The sequence below is a fragment of the Streptomyces sp. GbtcB6 genome (assembly GCF_019091475.1).
GTDB lineage: Bacteria > Actinomycetota > Actinomycetes > Streptomycetales > Streptomycetaceae > Streptomyces > Streptomyces hyaluromycini.
Genome location: NZ_JAGXJL010000104.1, coordinates 1 through 15,025 on the forward strand (window position 1 = coordinate 1; position 15,025 = coordinate 15,025).

Consider the following 15,025-nt stretch of genomic DNA (forward strand, 5'->3'; position numbering starts at 1 on the left):
TGCGTCCTGTACGGGCGGCTGTGGCTCGCACTCGGCGACCAGGACCTCGTCCTGAGTGCCGGGGACGTCGCCGAGTTCGACACCCGCAATCCCCATGGGGTCGCGAACGCCGGCCCCGGCGGCCCGGTCGAGTACCTGATCATGTTCGGGCCGCAGGGAGAGCGCCTGCGACCGCGCACCCCGCCCGCCCCCGGCCCCAGGGCCCGATAGCAAGCAGCGAACGAACGGCCTGACGTCCCGGATACGCCCAGGATGTCAGGCCTCTTCCTCGTCGTCCTCAGCGGCGTCGGGGTCGCGGAAGGGGCGCAGGCCCTGGCCGGGGCCGCTTGCCTTGATGTTGAACAGGTAGCGGCCCAGGAAGTTGATGTGCCGGTCCTTGAGCGGGGAGAGCCGGGCGACGTCCTCGTCCTTGACGGCGTGGCCCTCGGCGCGGAGCCGGGCAACAGCAGCGTCCAAGTAGCGGGTGTTCCACAGCACGACGGCATTGAGAACGAGACCCAGACTGGCCAACTGATCCTCCTGGCCCTCGCGGTACGCCTGTCGGATCTGGCCCCGGCCGCCGTGGCAGATCGCGCGGGCCAGGCGGTGGCGGGACTCCTGCACGGTAAGCTGCCGGTTCATGAGCCGCCGGTAGGTGCCGTCCACCGGGTCGACCAGGGCGAGCATGTGCATGGTCTTGTCGGCGGAGGCTGGTCTTGGCGCCAGACCTGCCGCGAGGACACCTGAAGCAGATGCGCTCCCGATGGCGCCTGCTACCGCCGGGCCGGACCGCCGTGATCGTGCTCGCCCTGCTGCGCTCGACCAGGGGCCGACGGAGGTGAGGCCCTCGGCCTGATCGGCTGGGGCGACATCGATCTCGACGACGGCAACGCCGAGATCGTCTACTGGGTGCTGCCCGAGGCGCGCGGCGGCGGTGTCGTCGTTGAGGCAACCCGGCGTATCAGCCAGTGGGCCCTCGAAGACCTGGGCCTGCACCGCCTGCGCCTGTGCCACTCGACGGCGAACCCGGCGTCCTGCCGCGTGGCCGAGAAGGCCGGCTACTCCTTCGAGGGCACCCAGCGTGGCGCGCTGCTGCATGAGGACGGATGGCACGACGAGCATCTGCACGCCCTGGTGCAAGGCGATACGTGAGAGGTCGTGTTCTGTGGGCGTTCCGGCCCGGACCTAGGCCAGGAACACGGGTGGCCGCCCGGCCAGGCCCGCATGCCGGCACGGGCACGATCCGGTGCGGCGGGCTGGGGCGGTCAGCTCTGGTGCCGGTAGTAGGTGATGTCGTCCGTGGTGGCGTAGTTGCCGTGGTCGACGTCGATGACGGTGAACACGGCGATGTCGCCGTTCGTCGTGTCACGCAGGCACACTGTGCGGCCGGGCGGGGCCTGGCGGAAGTGGATCCATCCCTTCGCGGGGCGGCGGGTGGCCTTGGCGGCGCACTGGGCGGCGCTCGGCGCGGTCTTGCCGGGGACGACGTAGGCGTCGGTCAGCGGCTGGATTTCGAAGGCGCCGTTGCCGTCACCTCCGGCGTTCGTGCTGACGCTCCAGGAGGACTCGGAACCGCTGACCGCCCCGGCGCGCAGGTCGAAGGCGTAGTTGTAGTTCTTCAGCGACAGCGTCCGGTGTCCGTAGACCAGGGTGTAGCCGCTGGAGGCTGACACGGTGTCGCCGCCTTTGGCCTTCGGCGCCAGCACCCCGTACACGACGGCAGCCGCCGCGGCCGTGACCGCCGCCGTCACCACAGCGGTCGTCACCCGCTCATGGGCTCCTCGCGGGTGCCCACCGGACGGTTCCGGTTCCGGATCGGGCGGATCCGTGTCCGGGGGCGTAGCTGCGGGCGGGGCGTGATCGGCCCACGGCGACAGAGCCTTGTCCACCGCCCCGGAGGCCGCGACGGCGAAGGCGATGGCCACGGCCCACCGGTCGGCCGCGTCATGCGCCAGCCACAGCACCGTCAGCGCATACAGCCCGACCAGTGCCGTGCCGAATGTCCCCAGCGTCGCGAGGAATAAGACCGCTCTCCGGCGTCCTTCGTTCATGGCCGCTCCCCCTGCCACTCGTGGCCCATCCAGCTTGGCATGGAACGGACAAGGCAGGGAGGGGGCCGCGTGTGAACACGACCGGGAGGTCTACAGGTCGTTGCCCGCGTAGGAGAGATTGAAGTTCTTGTTCGTCAGCGGGAAGTCCGGGACGATCGTGTCCGCCAACGCCACCGGCAGGGCAGGCCAGTTGAAGAACGACGGGTCGACCGGCTTGACGCGGGCGAGCGTGCCGTCGGGGGCGAGTTCGACGCGGGTGGCGATGGTGCCCCGCCAGCCCTCCACCAGGCCCACCCCCGTACGGGGACCAGTACCAGGTGGGGGTGCGGGGGCCAGTACGGCTGCGGGGGCACTGATGTCCTCGGCGAACTGTGCGACCAGCGCGAGGGAGATGCCGATCTCCTCGGTGCGGACCAGGAAACGGGCCAAGACGTCGCCGCTGTCGTGCACGGGGATGGTGAGTTGGGCGCCGTATCCGGTGAAAGGGTGCGCCACCCGGGCGTCGTCGGTGATGCTGCTGGCGCGGGCGACGTAGCCGAGACAGCCGATTTCCCGGGCCGCGGCGGCGTGCAGGATCGCGGTGCCGGTGAAGCGGTCACGGACGGTGGAGTGGCCCAGGGCGAGGTCGGCGATCTCGCGGATGTCCTCCCCGATCGCCTTCAGCCGGGTCGCGTCGGGCAGCGCGTGGAGAACGGCTCCACCGGGGACGATGCCGCCGCGCAGCAGCCGGTGGCCGGTGATCTCCTTGTTGAGGCGCAGGAGTTGCTCGCGCACGCGCTGGGCGTGGGCGTTGAGGATGGAGTGGCCGACATCGTTGCAGAGCATGCCGAGGTCGGCCACGTGGCTGTGGACGCGCTCCAGTTCCAGGAGCATCGCGCGGGCACGCCGGGCCTCTTCGGGCACGTCGGTGCCGGTGGCCTCCTCGACGGCCAGGCAGTACGCGAGGGCGTGCCCGACGGCCGTGTCCCCGCTGACGCGTTCGGCGAGAGGGAGTCCGGCAGCCGCCGATCGGCCCTGGAAGAGTTTCTCCACACCCTTGTGGACGAACCAGAGGCGGGCCTTGAGTTTCAGGATGGTCTCGCCGACGACGGAGAAGCGGAAGTGCCCGGGTTCGATCAGCCCGGCGTGCACCGGGCCGACGGGGATTTCGTAGACGCCGTCACCCTCCACCTCCAGGAAGGGGTAGGGGCCTTCCTGCTCGCCGAAGGCGGGCGGGGGCCCGGCGTCGGGGCGCATCGGGTACCAGTGGCGCGGCCAATGGAAGTGGCGGACGAGACGGCGGGGCAGCGGATGGTCGAGGGGGACGATGCCGAACAGGTCGCGCATCTCCCGTTCGAACCGGCCTGCGGGGAAGGACAGATGGGCCAGGCTGGGTACCGCGGGGCGGTCGGGGTCGAGGCGGATCTGGAGCTCCACCCGGGTGTCGGGCGGGCCGGCCACGAACAGGTACACGACGCGGGGGCCGCCTTTGTCGCTGTGCACGGCGACCAGGGCGAGCCGGTGGCCCTGGGCGAGCAGCTGCTCGGCATGTTGGGGCAGAGTGGCGGCGCTGACCTGGTACGTCTTGCGCATGGCGTCAGTGGCCTCCGATCGCGTGGGCGGCGGCGTGCAGCAGGTCGGTGAGCGGGCCAGTGGCGATGCCCAGGGCGGCGCAGGCGGCCAGGCCCAGCAGCAGGGGCCAGAGGGCCGAGGGGCTCTCCTCGCCCGGCGTTTCCGGTCCGAGCAGCATCCGGGCGGTGCGGGCTGCCAGCGCGGCGAAGGCCGCCAGGATGAGCGACAGGGCCGCCGCCATGGCCCACCCGAGGCCGCCTCCGGCGGCGAACCCGGCGCGGGCGATGCCGAGTTCGGAGGCGAAGAGGCTGAATGGCGGGAAGCCGAGCAGTGCTGCCACGGCCAGTCCGAACGCCCCGCCCAGCCAGGGCACTTGGGCGATCAGCCCGCGTACCCGTCCGATCCGGCTGGTGCCCGTCAGCTGGAGCATCCGGCCGGAGGCGCAGAATGCGACCGACTTGGCGAGCCCGTGTCCGGCGATGTGCAGCAGGGCGGCGGACAGGGCGAGCGGGCTGCCGATTGCCGCGGCGAGGGCGATCAGGCTCATGTGCTCCATGGACGAGTAGGCCAGCATGCGTTTGTAGTCGCGCTGGGCGAGCAGCAGCCCGGCCGCGAGGGCCAGGGTGAGCAGGGCGATGACGGCCAGCAGTGCCTGGGTGAAGCCCGGGCCGAGGGCCGCGTCGGCGATGACCCGGTAGCGCAGGATCGCGGCGAAGGCGACCGACAGCAGGACGCCTGACATCAGCGCGGAGACCGGTGCGGGCGCCTGGCTGTGTGCGTCGGGCAGCCAGGCGTGCAGAGGGACGAGACCCGCCTTGGCGCCGAAGCCGAGGACGACGAGGCTGATGCCGAGCCGGGTGACCGCCGGATCGAGCCGGCCGACGCGGGCGACGAGGGTGGGCCAGTCCAGGGCCCACGCCTCGGCGATACCGGCCTGCCGGGCCGCGTAGTAGATCAGCACCGTGCCGAGAAAAGCGAGGGCGATGCCCGCCGAGCAGATCACTACGTACTTCCACGCCGCCTCCACCGAGGCGCGGGTGCGGCGGTGGCCGACGAGGAAGGCGGTGACGATGGTGGTCGCCTCGATCGCCACCCACAGCACGCCGAGGTTGGCGGTCACCACCGCCAGGCACATGCAGGCGAGGAAGGCGTGGACCAGGGACTGGTAGCGCCACACGGCGGATCCGGTGGCCTGCTCGCGCGCCAGGTAGGCGGGGCTTGATGCGCAGGCGATCAGTGCGACCGCACCGATGACGAGCAGCATCCAGACGGTCAGAGCGTCCGCGCGCAGCAGCCCGGAGTACACCGACCGTGGCCCGTTCTCGACGATGCCGGCGGCGAGCAGGCTCCCGCACGTGAGGATGGCGGCGGGTGAGACGAGACCGGCCCAGTCCCACCCGTGCCGCTTGGGCACCTGGCTTGGCTCGGGGGGCTCCGCGACCAGGACGGCGCCCTGGGAGGACGCCCGCTGCCGGATCTCGGTGAGCTGCGCGGCGAACACCGCGGCGGTCGAGCGGGTGCGCAGTCCGGGCAGCGCGTACGCCCCCGCGACGGCCAGCGGTACGGCGGCGGGCGCGGTGAGCAGCAGCGCGAAGGCGGTCGGGCTCATCAGTCGTGCAGCTCCCGCAGGTCGTCGATGTCGGTGGTGCCGAACGCCTCCCGCATCCGGGTGGTGAGGATCTGCAGCACCAAAACGGCCAGCAGTACGTCGAAGGAGACGCCGAGTTCGACAATGAGCGGCACACCAGAGGTGGCGAGAAAGGCGGTGGCGGTGATGCCGTTGTCCAGCAGCAGGAAGCCGACCACCTGCGCGAGCGCACGCCTGCGGGTCACCAGCACGAAGAAGCCGATCAGCACGACCGCGAGACCGACCGGCAGCGCCCGCGTCGCCGGGGTCGGATCCAGTTCGACGAGCGGGCGGGCGACCGCGTAGGCGAGCAGGGTGAGCGCGGCGGCGGTCAGCAGGGAGGCGGCGACATTCACCAGCGGCTGAGCCTCCCGTGTCTCCTCGCTGTAGGCGCGTGCGGGTGCGACCGCGGCCAGGGCCCGGCGCATCAGATGGGGCAGGACGCCGGCGCGCAGGACGCCGATGCCCAGGCCGACGCCGATCAGGTCCCACCGTTGTTCGTGCGTGCCGAGCAGGACGGCGATGGCGGCCAGGGCGATGCCCTGGAGGGCGAAGACGCGGACAATGGCGGCCAGTTCGCGCCGCCACAGCACGATGACGGCCGCCAGCAGGAACGCGCCGCAGGCCAGGTCGAGGAGCTGGGTGAACAGGCCGTCGCTCATGAGGCTCCGCTCAGGAAGTACGAGGACGTCACCGCGAGCAGGGCCAGCAGTAAAGACCCGGCGAGCAGTTCGGGCACCTTGAACAGGCGCACCTTGGCCCAGAACACCTCCGCCGCCGCGAGCACGGCGCCCAGCAGCACCAGCTTCGCCGCGAACGCGACCAGGGCCACGGCCAGGGCGGCCCAGGAGATGCTCGTAGCGATGCCCCACGGCACGAACAGCGAGGCCAGCAGACCGAGCAGCAGGGTGAGGCGCATCTGGGCGCCGAGTTCGGCCAGGGCCAGGTCGGGGCCTGCGTATTCGAGCACCATCGCTTCGTGGATCATGGTGAGTTCGAGGTGGGTGGAGGGGTTGTCGATGGGGATCCGTCCGGTCTCGGCGAGGACGGCGACCGCGAGCGCGGCGGTGGACAGCAGGCCGACGGGGGAGGCGAGGCGGCCCGGTTCGTGGACCGCGCCGGAGACGATGGCCGGCAGGTTGGTGGTCCCGGCCGGTATCGACAGCGCGAACACCGACAGCAGAATGGTCGGCTCAACGAGCGCGGCGACCGTCATCTCCCGGGAGGCGCCCATCCCGCCGAACGCCGTGCCGGTATCCAGCCCGGCCAGCGCGAGCGCGAGGGTGCCCAGGGCGATCAGCGCCACCACCACGATCAGGTCCGCGTGGGAGCTGACCGGGGTGTCGGTCGACAGCAGCGGGACGAGGGCGGCGGCCACCACCGTGGTGGCGACCAGCAGCGCCGGGGCTGCCCGGAAGGCGGGACCGGTACCCATCGGGGTGATCGGTTCCTTGCGCAGCAGCTTGCGGGCGTCCCGCCAGGGTTGCAGGACACCGGCCCCTGCCCGCCCTTCCAGCCACGCCCTCACCTGCCGCATCCACCCGGTCAGCAGCGGGGCCCCCGCAACGATCGCGACGACCTGACCCGCGACGGCCATATACCCGATCTTGTTCATCACCAGCCCACCGCCAACACCAACAGCAGCACGACCAGGCCGGCGAAGCCGTAGCCGAGGTAGAGATGGACGCTGCCGCCCGCCAGCCGCCGCGCCGCGCGTCCGGCGCCGGCCAGCGCGCCGAGCACCGGCTCGTACAGGCGGTGCTCGATCCGGTCGGGCACCGCGCGGGAGAAGCGAACCCGCTCCACCAGGTACGACGACTCGCGCACCGGCGTCACATTCACATCCTGTTCCGGGGCGAGGACGTCATCGAAGACCCGCTGCAGCGGCTCCGCGAACGACGTCGCTGTATAGGCCATGCGCGGGGTGGGCGCCCCGCCGCCGCAGTCCCACAGCCGGGCGTCTTTGCGGCGCCGCCTGCGGCCGTAGAGCCGGGGCAGCCAGGTGGCCAGGACGAGTGCCCCGGTCAGGGCTGAGGTGATCCACAGCGGTGAGAGCGACGCGGAGATGTCGGCGAGCCGCACCTTCAGTCCGCCGCCCGACACTGCCTCGCTGCCCGGCAGCCCGACCGCTCCCACGGCCCGGTCCAGGCTGTCGCCCAGCAGGCCCGGCACCAGCGCCAGGGCTACGCAGGCGGCGGCGAGCAGTCCCATTCCGGCGAGCATGAGCGGCGGTGATTCCTTCGCCTTGGCGGCCTTCTCGCTGCGCGGCCGGGCGAAGAAGCCCACGCCGAGCGCCTTGACGAACACCGCCGCCGCGAGCCCCGCCGACAGCGCGATCAGCGCCACGGCGACGGGCAGGACGACGGCCGGAGCAACACCGGGTACCTGAAGGCCGTGGATCAGCGACTGCAACAGCAGCCACTCACTGATGAAGCCGTTGCCGGGCGGCAGCGCCACCGCCCCCAGCGCGGCGACCGCGAACAGGCCCGCCGTGACCGGCATCCGCGAGCGCAGCCCACCCAGCAGATCCAGGTTCCGCTCGCCGGTGGAACGCAGCACCGAGCCCGCCGCGCAGAACAACAGGGCCTTGAACCCGGCGTGGTTGACCACGTGCAACAGCGCGGCCGTCAGCGCCAACGCGGCCAGCGGCCGGTCACCGTAGGCCGTGAACAGGCCGGACGCGCCGACCCCGATCAGGACCAGGCCCATGTTCTCGGATGTCGAGTACGCCAGCAGCCGCTTCAGGTCGGAGGCCATGGCCGCTTGCAGGATGCCGTACACCGCGGACAGCCCGCCGAGCGCGAGGACCGTCAGCCACCACCAGGCAGGCCCGCCGCCGAGCAGGTCGAAGCCGGTGCGTACCAGGCCATAGACGCCGAGGTTGACCATGGCGGCGCTCATCAGCGCCGAGACAGGACTGGGCGCCTCGGGGTGGGCACGCGGCAGCCAGGCGTGCAGCGGGACCGCGCCCGCCTTCGACGTGAACCCGGCCGCCACCAGGACGAAGACGAGACCGCGCACGGTCGGCGAGATGCCCGAGGCGCCGGCCCGCAGGGCCGTGAACGTCTCGCCCCCCGCCTGGGCCGCAAACAGCGCGAGCCCCACCAGCAGCAGCACCAGCCCGAGGTGCGTCATCACCGCATACCACACGCCCGCCTGCCGCACCGCGGCCCGCTGCCGGTGCTCGGCCAGCACCAGCAGCAGCGAGGCGAGCGCCATCAGCTCCCACAGCACCAGGAAGGTGGACACCGACGCCGCCACCGGTACGAGGACCAGCGTCAGCGCGAACAGGGGCAGCACCGCCTGCGCGGTACGCGAGCTGAGTCCGTGCTGCCCGTGCCCGGCCGTGTACCCGATGCCGTAGACCGCGACCGCGGTCACAACGGCCCCCGCGACCGCCATGAACAGGCCGGCCAGTGCGTCCACCGCCAGATGCGTCCCGGCCAGCGGCAGCAGTCCCGGGAAGATGGCCGACCAGCGGCTTCCGCCCAGTGCGGCCACCCCTGCCGTGCCCCCCGCCGCGCCTGTGCCAGCCGTCAGCACTCCCACGACCGGCACACGCAGTCGGTACGGCAGCCCGAACCCGGCGAGTGCGCCCGCTCCGGCCATTGCGGTGGCCGTCGTGAGGGCGGCCGGGATCAGGATCACCGTCCGGTCACTCTCCTGAGCGCCGCCACGATCTCCTGCGGCTCCGGCGGGCACCCGGGCACGGACAGGTCCACCGGCACGACATCGGTTACGGCGCCCTCGACGCCGTAACCGCCCGCGAACTCGCCGCAGTTGATCGCGCAGTCGCCCACCGCGACCACCAGCTTCGGCTCGCCCATCGCGGCGACCGTGCGGCGCAGCGGCTCGGCCATGTTCCGGGTCACCGGTCCGGTCACCAGGGCGACGTCGGCGTGCCGGGGCGAGGCCACCAGCCGCGCCCCGTACCGCTCGGCGTCGTACACCGGGTTGAAGGCCGCCGCGATCTCGATCTCGCAGCCGTTGCAGGAACCCGCATCCACACACCGCACCTGCACCGACCCACCGAACTCCCGTGCTCTCGCCGGCACCTCGCCCTGCGGGCGCGGCGGCGCGGGCTCGGCCGTCCGCCCCGTCTCACGGATCTTGCGCAGCAGGCCCATGACCCCTCCCATCGATGGTGAGGACCCTCCGCAGGCGACCAACCGGTCATCCCACGGACGGAGTTACGGCACCTTTCCGACACTTTGCCCTTATCGGGGCTTTTGTTGAAGGCGGCCGCCTCCGGCACCACAGAGCGCTGTCAACTCCACGGAGACGGCCGCCGATCGAGGGCCGTCGCTACGACGGCGGTTTTCCTTCCGCCTGCGCGGCCCGCAGGTCGGCGAGGAGTTCGGCCTGGCCGGCCAGCACGCCCGAGAGGATGGTCCGCGCGACCCGCAGCAACTCCGCCACCTGCGGGCTGGTCAGCGAGTAGTACACGTTGGACCCCTCCTTGCGGGTCCGCACCAGGTTCGCCCGTCGCAGCACGGCCAGCTGCTGCGAGAGGTGCGCCGCCTCGATGCCCACCTCGGGGAGCATCTCCGCGACCGCGTACTCGCGCTCGCTCAGCAGTTCCAGGACCCGGATCCGGGCCGGATGCCCGAGAGTTTTGAAGAACTCGGCCTTCAGCTGGTACAGCGGCGTACTCACCTGGCCACCCCCTTCCCCGGACAGCAGCACGCTCCCGCCGGCCGCACGTCGGTACATCGCATCCGCCTACTCGTCACACACATACGGGCATCCTCGCCTGCGGCGCCGGCCAGGCCGAACCCGCGCCGGGGAACCGGGCGGGATTCACCCATGACAACCTCAGGAATTGCTAACATTAGCAACTCTATAGGTCGCGTGAGGGAGGCTTGCATGAGAATCACCCCGCTGCGGGGACCGGGAGTCGCCTGGTTCACGTGCTCGGCCTGCCGCCTCAAGTGCCATCCCAGCGCCGTCGGGCCGGACGGGAACTGCCCGCGCTGCGGGAGCTCCCGCATGCTCAAACTGTCCCTCGGCGGCCGGTCCGCCCAGCCGGCGCCGGACGGTCCTCGCGGCTGACCGCGCACGGCATCCGGTCGAGGGGAGGAAGAACGGTGGACGACTGGGCCGCCCAGGCCGGTAGCGGAATCCGCTTGGAGTGGGGGCCTGCCGGTGCGGGCCGGCTCGCCGCAGCGGTCGCCTGCCTGGTCGTCGTCGATGTGCTGTCCTTCACCACGGCGGTGAGCATCGCCGTCCGGCAGGGCACCCGGATCCTGCCGTTCTGGCTGCCGGACGGCCCCGCCTCCGCGCCGGAGCGGGCGGCCGCCGAGAAGGCCGCCGCCGTCTACGCGCAGCAGTCCGGTGCACGACTGGCCGTCGACCGCCGCGCCGTCACACCCGCCACCCCCTGGTCGCTGTCCCCGGCCCACCTGCGCACCGCGCCGTTCGTCGCCCGCCTGGTGCTCCCCTCCCCGAACGACGCGGCCATTACCGCTGCCGCACCGCCCCACGTGCGGGTGGTCGCCGTCTGCCTGCGCAACATCACCGCGGCCGGCGAATGGCTCACCGCCCGGGGCTACGGCACGCCCCAGCATCCCGTCGCCGTGATCGCCGCGGGCGAGCGGTGGCCGGACGGCAGCCTGCGCCCCGCCCTGGAGGACCTCCTCGCAGCCGGCGCCCTCATCTGCGACCTGCACACGCAGGGCGCGGGCCCGCTCTCCGCCGAAGCGGCGGCCGCGAAGGCGCTCTACGAAGGCACCGCCGACCTGCCGCATGCGGTGGCCACCAGCGCCTCCGGGCGGGAGCTGGCCGTGACAGGGTTCGCCGAAGACGTCGCCATCGCCACCGAGGAGGACGCCTGCGTGATCGTGCCCGTCCGCGACCGGGACGGCGCCTTCGCCCCCGGATGAGCCCCGCGGGTTACTCCCCGGCCCGGTCTGTGGTGGGCCACCCGGTCGTACGCCACTCGTGACGGCCCCGCGCAGGGTCGTCGCCATCGGCCCCTGGTGTGCGATGGGCGACCAGTGCCGCGGCCAGGTCGGCGTGCACGGGGATGTCCGGGCAGTCCCCGGCGGGAACGAGGGAGCCGTCGGCGGGGATCGCGGCCAGCTCCAGGGAGCGGCCCGTCGCGGCGAGCCGCACGGCGGCGTTGGTGATCGCCAGCTGTCCCTCGGTCGACCAGCTGCGCAGTTCGCTGAGGTCGACGATGACCGGTCCGGTGCCGCGGGCGAGCACCCAGCCGACCGCGCCGGCAAAGCGGCGGACCGCGTCCGGGCCCAGGTATCCGGCGACGGACAGGATGCCGAGGTCCTGTTCGATTCTGTAGCGCCAGTCGATCGTCATGACGGTGAACTTCCTTGTGCGGGCGGCTTGTCGGGGTTGGCCGTGCGGTCAGAGAGGGAGGGTGATCCAGATGCTTTTGCCCTTGCCGTCCGCGTCGGCCCGGACGGCGGCGGTGCCGCTCAGGCCGAGGGTGAGTTCCATGACGGTGCCCAGACCGCCGGCTCCCGTGCCGGTGACCGCTCCGTACAGCGCGGGCTGGTAGGGGTGGCGGTCGTGGACGGCGAAGGCCAGGCAGTCCGCACCCGCCGCGTAGATCACCGTGAGCTGCGGGGAGAGCACGGCGGCATGCCGGACACTGTTGGTGACCAGTTCGCTGAGGATCAGCAGCGCCGGGTCCACCGCGGGATGACGCAGACTGACCCCCCACTCGATCAGGATCTGTTCAGCGGTCTCGCGGGCGACGCGGACCGCCGACGGCTCGCTCGGCAAGGTGAGCACGTGCCGGTGCGGCAGCGTCTGCAACTGCGTGGACATCAGCCCTCCGTCCCGCGGGCGAGACGGAAACCGGTGACCGTCTGGGGGTGGATCCGCAGGATCGTGTCGTGCGGGCCGTGCGTCCAGCCGGCCAGGGTGCGCCGGTAGTGGGCCGCCTCGTGCGCGTCGGTGACCACGTCGGCGGGACCGGTCACGGTCACCGTCCAGCCGGTGCCACTCACCGCGCGGACCTCGTCCACCTGGTAGGTCGCCGTCGTCGGCACGGCAGCCGCCTGCACCGGGGTGCGCACCACCAGCCGCCCGTACTCCCACACATGCCGGGCGGGCCGGACCACGGTCAGCTCCCGCTGGACGAACACCAGCCGCCCCAGGCTGCTGCCCTCCACCAGCCACAGCGCCTCCGCACCGGAGACCTCGACCATGCGCAGAGTGGCGGGAGTGGTGCTCATCGGACTGGTTCCTCACTGACGTCGTTCGTCTTCGGGCGCGCCGTCTGCGTCGTCTGTGCGGGGACGGCGAGCAAGACGCCCGCCATCTCCAGGTGGTCGCGGGCGGCCCGGATCGCCTCGGGGGTGCTGCCGTACTCCCGGCCCTCCAGGCGAAGCAGGTCGAGCGCACCCACCGATTCGAGGACCTGGCGCTGACCGGGGCGTATCCCGGAGGTCATGACGACGATGCCGCGCCGCTTGAGCTTCTCCACGGCGTCCTTCAGGACGAGGGCGCCGGTGGCGTCCATCGTGGACACCCGGGACATGCGCAGGATGACGACACGGACGTCAGCGACCTCGGTCAGCTCCAGCAGGAAGCGGTGGGCGGCGGCGAAGAACAACGGGCCGTCGATGCGGTAGGCGACGATGTGCTCGGCCAGCAGCGCGTGCTCCTCGTCGCTGTGGTCACCCTGGTCCAGCGGGACCTGGTCGAAGCGGGCCTGCTTGGCGACGGCGCGCAGGGCGAGGGCACCGGCCACGACCAAGCCGATGATCACCGCGTAGACGAGGTCCAGGGCGAGCGTGGCGACGGCAGTGAGGACGAGGATGAGCGCGTCGGAACGCGTGGCCTTCGCCATCGCCCGCAGCGAGCCGACCTCGACCATGCGGATCGCAGTGGCCAGCAGAACGCCCGCCAGGGCGGCCAGGGGGATCTTCGAGACCAGGGGCGCGGCGGCGAAGACGATCACGGCGAGGACCGCGGCATGCGTAAGGGCGGCGAGGCGGGAGCTGGCGCCGGTGCGGACATTGACCGCGGTACGCGCGATGGCGCCGGTCGCGGGGACCCCGCCGAACAGAGGGGCGGCGATGTTCGCCAGGCCCTGGCCGAACAGCTCGCGGTCGGGATTGTGCTTCTGCCCCACCGTCATACCGTCCGCGACCGACGCGGACAGCAGCGACTCCAGGGCGGCCAGGGCGGCGACCGCCACCGCCGGGGCGAGCAGGGAGCCCAACGAGCCGAGCTCCAGGAAGGACAGGGAGGGAGCGGGCAGCCCGGACGGCAGGGTGCCGATCGGCTTCGCCGCGTCCAGTCCAGCCACCTGCGCCACCAGCGTGGCCGCGATCACCGCGAGAATCGAGAAAGGGATAGTCGGCTGCCAGCGGGCGCCCACCAGCATGACCGCGGCCACGGCGACCGCGAAACCGACAGCGGTCCAGTTCGGATTCTTCGCGAACTCCTCGACCGCGCGCCAGGTGACCACGAGCACTCGGTCGCCCTCCGGCTTGGGCACGCCGAGAGCGTTCGGGATCTGCTGCAAGCCGATGACGCAGGCGATGCCGAGGGTGAAGCCCTCGACGACCGGGGCAGGCACGTACTGCATGTAGCGGCCGGCCCTCAGCGCGGCCAGGGTGACGAGCATGACGCCCGCCATCAGCCCGACGGTCAGCACGCCCCTCGCCCCGTACTGGCCGACGATCGGGACGAGGACCACGGTCATGGCGCCCGTCGGGCCCGACACCTGCAGATTGGATCCGCCGAACACCGCGGCGAGCGCACCGGCGACCACCGCGGTCGCCAGGCCCGCCTCCGCGCCCAGACCCGAGGAGACGCCGAAGCCGAGCGCGAGCGGCAGCGCCACGACGGCCACGGTGAGCCCGGCCAGCAGGTCCCGGCGCGGGTCGCGCCGCACCTCTGCCAGGTCGGCACGCGTGGGCAGGAGCGAAGTGATCCGGGCCCAGGCCCGGCTGCATGCCGTGGTCATCGCGCGGCGACCTCGGAGTCCCGCAGCTCGGCCAGCAGCTCGTTCTGCCCGGCGAGCATCTCGGTCAGGATCCGCCGCGCGGCCGTCATCAGGTCGGCGACGTCTCCGCCGGCCAGTGCGTAGACAACCGCCTGGCCCTCGCGGGTCGAGCTGACGATCCCGGAGCGCCGCAGCACCGCCAGCTGCTGCGACAGGCTGGAGGGCTCGACGTCGATGGCGGCAAGGAGGTCCCGCACCGGCATCGGCCCGGCCTGCAGCAGCTCCAGCACCTGTATCCGCGCGGGATGCCCCAGCATCCGGAAGAACTCGGCCTTGGCCTGGTACAGCGGAACGGACACGACTCCTCGGCTTCCCCTACGAAGACCCCACCCCCGCGGGGCAGACACAGCACACGCCAGACACGTAAGTGCTGCGCCCGCGGCTACCGGATCAGGACGGGACGGACGCAGCAACCACAGCATCTAATCAATTGCGAAATTTAGCAATTCCGATATCCGCTGTCTGCCGTTCCGTACGTGGGTGGCGGGAAGCGGCGCGGGCGAGCAGCAGACCGCAGCACCTCCGCCTCCCGGAGATGGAGCGCCTGGACGGCGAAAGCGAGCCGCGTGTCGGACCGGGTGCCAGGGTGGAAGACACGGCGCGCGGAAGCCGCCCGTCATCTGCCGGGAGGACAGCCACGATGACGTTCTCGTACCAGCGTCTGCGTTCGCGGGCTCAGAGCAGTGTCCGCCAGTAGTCCCACCAGCGGGTGGCGATCAGCAAGCCGATCACGCCGTACCAGGTGACCGGCACCGTCCATTGAGTGACTCTGTCGGGAATCTTGAGGACGGGCGTCACTTCCCTTGGCGCCACCACAGCGGCCGGGGTAAGTCTCTT

Annotated in this window: 15 protein-coding genes and 2 pseudogenes; 3 read left to right on the plus strand and 14 right to left on the minus strand. The window is 71.9% G+C overall.

Features of this window, described 5'->3' with window-relative positions; all coding sequences use genetic code 11:
* Positions 1-210, plus strand: a 210-nt coding sequence (locus KVT45_RS53295; protein WP_217562071.1) for a cupin domain-containing protein, incomplete at its 5' end; no start/stop codon positions are given.
* A gap of 45 nt (positions 211-255) precedes the next feature.
* On the opposite strand, the pseudogene KVT45_RS53300 reads toward KVT45_RS53295, so the two are convergent.
* A pseudogene (locus KVT45_RS53300) lies at positions 256-678 on the minus strand (Tn3 family transposase); the annotation flags it as partial.
* A 135-nt stretch (positions 679-813) separates the two neighbouring features.
* Here KVT45_RS53300 and KVT45_RS53305 point away from each other — a divergent pair.
* Positions 814-1,131: pseudogene (locus tag KVT45_RS53305) on the plus strand (GNAT family N-acetyltransferase); the annotation flags it as partial.
* 113 nt (positions 1,132-1,244) lie between these two features.
* On the opposite strand, the gene KVT45_RS53310 reads toward KVT45_RS53305, so the two are convergent.
* The 8 genes from KVT45_RS53310 to KVT45_RS53345 all read right to left on the minus strand — a co-directional run bounded on the left by KVT45_RS53310 (position 1,245) and on the right by KVT45_RS53345 (position 9,864).
* The gene (locus KVT45_RS53310) at positions 1,245-2,030 is read right to left on the minus strand and encodes a hypothetical protein (RefSeq protein WP_217562073.1); all 786 of its coding nucleotides are present in this window, start codon (positions 2,028-2,030) and stop codon (positions 1,245-1,247) included.
* Between the two features lie 90 nt (positions 2,031-2,120).
* On the minus strand, positions 2,121-3,602 hold the full coding sequence (locus tag KVT45_RS53315; RefSeq protein WP_217562074.1) for an NADH-quinone oxidoreductase subunit C: 1,482 nt from the start codon (positions 3,600-3,602) through the stop codon (positions 2,121-2,123).
* Between the two features lie 4 nt (positions 3,603-3,606).
* Positions 3,607-5,190: a proton-conducting transporter membrane subunit gene (locus KVT45_RS53320; RefSeq protein ID WP_217562076.1), complete on the minus strand. Its 1,584-nt coding sequence runs from the start codon at positions 5,188-5,190 to the stop codon at positions 3,607-3,609.
* A complete protein-coding gene (locus tag KVT45_RS53325; protein WP_217562078.1) occupies positions 5,190-5,870 on the minus strand; it encodes a hypothetical protein in 681 nt (226 codons plus the stop codon). Before KVT45_RS53325 ends, KVT45_RS53320 begins: the two co-directional genes overlap by 1 nt.
* Positions 5,867-6,823, minus strand: a complete 957-nt coding sequence (locus KVT45_RS53330; RefSeq protein WP_217562079.1) for a respiratory chain complex I subunit 1 family protein — start codon at positions 6,821-6,823, stop codon at positions 5,867-5,869. Before KVT45_RS53330 ends, KVT45_RS53325 begins: the two co-directional genes overlap by 4 nt.
* Entirely contained in the window at positions 6,823-8,856 is a 2,034-nt protein-coding gene (locus KVT45_RS53335; protein WP_217562081.1) for a proton-conducting transporter membrane subunit, read from the minus strand. The genes KVT45_RS53330 and KVT45_RS53335 overlap by 1 nt, the downstream gene beginning before the upstream one ends.
* Positions 8,853-9,335: an NADH-quinone oxidoreductase subunit B family protein gene (locus tag KVT45_RS53340; protein WP_217562083.1), complete on the minus strand. Its 483-nt coding sequence runs from the start codon at positions 9,333-9,335 to the stop codon at positions 8,853-8,855. Before KVT45_RS53340 ends, KVT45_RS53335 begins: the two co-directional genes overlap by 4 nt.
* Before the next feature lie 178 nt (positions 9,336-9,513).
* The gene (locus KVT45_RS53345) at positions 9,514-9,864 is read right to left on the minus strand and encodes a helix-turn-helix transcriptional regulator (protein WP_217562085.1); all 351 of its coding nucleotides are present in this window, start codon (positions 9,862-9,864) and stop codon (positions 9,514-9,516) included.
* A gap of 431 nt (positions 9,865-10,295) precedes the next feature.
* Here KVT45_RS53345 and KVT45_RS53350 point away from each other — a divergent pair, with 431 nt between their 5' ends.
* The gene (locus KVT45_RS53350; RefSeq protein ID WP_217562087.1) at positions 10,296-11,090 is read left to right on the plus strand and encodes a 2-phosphosulfolactate phosphatase; all 795 of its coding nucleotides are present in this window, start codon (positions 10,296-10,298) and stop codon (positions 11,088-11,090) included.
* A gap of 10 nt (positions 11,091-11,100) precedes the next feature.
* Here the strand turns inward: KVT45_RS53350 and KVT45_RS53355 are convergent, their stop codons facing one another.
* Genes KVT45_RS53355 through KVT45_RS53375 form a run of 5 tightly spaced genes read right to left on the minus strand, consistent with a single transcriptional unit; the run spans position 11,101 to position 14,487 of the window.
* Complete coding sequence (locus tag KVT45_RS53355) at positions 11,101-11,523, minus strand: anti-sigma factor antagonist (RefSeq protein WP_217562089.1); 423 nt, start codon at positions 11,521-11,523, stop codon at positions 11,101-11,103.
* A 48-nt stretch (positions 11,524-11,571) separates the two neighbouring features.
* On the minus strand, positions 11,572-11,997 hold the full coding sequence (locus KVT45_RS53360; RefSeq protein WP_217562091.1) for an anti-sigma regulatory factor: 426 nt from the start codon (positions 11,995-11,997) through the stop codon (positions 11,572-11,574).
* The gene (locus KVT45_RS53365) at positions 11,997-12,407 is read right to left on the minus strand and encodes a pyridoxamine 5'-phosphate oxidase family protein (RefSeq protein ID WP_217562093.1); all 411 of its coding nucleotides are present in this window, start codon (positions 12,405-12,407) and stop codon (positions 11,997-11,999) included. Before KVT45_RS53365 ends, KVT45_RS53360 begins: the two co-directional genes overlap by 1 nt.
* Positions 12,404-14,149 (minus strand): SulP family inorganic anion transporter, encoded by a 1,746-nt coding sequence (locus KVT45_RS53370; RefSeq protein WP_217562096.1) that lies wholly within the window; start codon positions 14,147-14,149, stop codon positions 12,404-12,406. The genes KVT45_RS53365 and KVT45_RS53370 overlap by 4 nt, the downstream gene beginning before the upstream one ends.
* Positions 14,146-14,487 carry a metalloregulator ArsR/SmtB family transcription factor gene (locus KVT45_RS53375; protein ID WP_217562098.1) on the minus strand — a complete coding sequence of 114 codons (342 nt, stop codon included), beginning with the start codon at positions 14,485-14,487 and terminating at the stop codon, positions 14,146-14,148. Before KVT45_RS53375 ends, KVT45_RS53370 begins: the two co-directional genes overlap by 4 nt.
* Positions 14,488-15,025 lie beyond the last annotated feature (538 nt).